The 1,416-nt window shown below is 45.0% G+C and carries 2 pseudogenes; both read right to left on the reverse strand.

The features are described 5' to 3' along the window. Nucleotides 1-190: pseudogene (locus tag ACFINZ_RS09620) on the reverse strand (hypothetical protein); the annotation flags it as partial. Nucleotides 191-204: 14 nt separating this feature from the next. Next, a pseudogene (locus tag ACFINZ_RS09625) lies at nucleotides 205-1,416 on the reverse strand (DUF4815 domain-containing protein); the annotation flags it as partial.

Consider the following 1,416-nt stretch of genomic DNA (forward strand, 5'->3'; position numbering starts at 1 on the left):
CTGCTTCAAGATCTGCGATATCACTTATTGTATGCGTGTGTTTTGAAGGTGCTTTTTCGTTTACCTTTTCCTCAACAGCCAAAAGAGCTTGATCAATTTTGGTCAAGTTTTCCCGCAAGATTGGGAATTCAGAACTGATAAAGCGTCCTTCTTTAGGCAATTCCATGTCGAGTTTTTTGGTTTTTGTCATCTCTCATTTTCCCATTATAATATGCCAGCGCCAAAATCACGCACCATTGACCGTGCCGCCGGTCCACCGGTAAGCGTGAGTTTCAAGCGCGCTTGTTTGGCGCCTTTATCACTGCTGGTAAATTTTCGTTCTGTCCAAAGCGGTTCAGCGAGTTGTTCTGTTTCCTCTAATTTCAAAGGGGTGAAAGCACCATCATCCAGTTGCATCTCGAGTGTAAAGGTTGCACCACCTGGTAAAAAGGTTTTGATATAGCTGGTCAATCTTGCTTTTTCACCAAAGGCAAAAGCACGCGTGACATAGGTAGCTTCCTTATGGATCTTTCCCGCAATCAATTGAACAGGCGCAAACAAGACGGGTGAGAGCTTCTCTGTTCCTTTGAGAATAGCGCGAAGCTTTATCTTTTCACTGATATATTCAGTAAGACTGAGCAATTGAAAGGGCAGGAGTTGATAAATTGTGCCATTGTTTCTTTCAATTTCAAAGATGACAGAACAATCGCTTGAAGGCAATTCAATGGCTGCGCGTACTTGCAAATCAGAGCAGTCCACAAGGTCAAAGGTGCCTAAATCGACAATCTTTTCTGTTTGCCTATAGCGTGCCGCCAGCACTCGAAAGGCTAAAGCCTCATCTTGATGAGCAGTCCAGCTTTGTGCGTTAACAGAAGAAAAGCGTGGACCGGTCACGTAAGGGTGACTCGAGACGTATCTCTGGTGTTCTGCATCAAAATCCCCAAGCTTTGCTAGTGAGACAGAATGATCAGCATCATCGGTTTTAATGACAAAAGCAGTGAGACGGTCATTAGGGACTAACAAAGGGACATCATAGCGTGCCTCTGCCCACCCTAGCTTTGCACCCTTCATAGAATAAAAGCTTTGTGCTTGAATATCGGCGGTCGGATAACCGTTTTCTGTAGTGACCAAATCAATCACCAAATCATGGTTCTCATTACCGATTTTGCAAAGATGAAAGTCAATACCGGTGATTTGCCGTGTTTCATCGGGGGTAAAGACTTGCGCTTGTGGGTCAAATTGCGTCCATATCTTTACTGTTGTGGTGCGCCGCATCACTTTCACATCAATCACGCCTTGACCTGTAAAAAGACCCGTTGCAATGGTTCCACCTTTTCCCCGTGCCACAACATTTTTTGTGCCAGCCGTAATATTTTGTGGAATCGTGAAAGCGCCCTCAAGGGTGCCCTTGCTATCGGCAATAAGGAGACTCTTTGG

Source organism: Bartonella sp. AA81SXKL (assembly GCF_042196945.1).
GTDB lineage: Bacteria > Pseudomonadota > Alphaproteobacteria > Rhizobiales > Rhizobiaceae > Bartonella.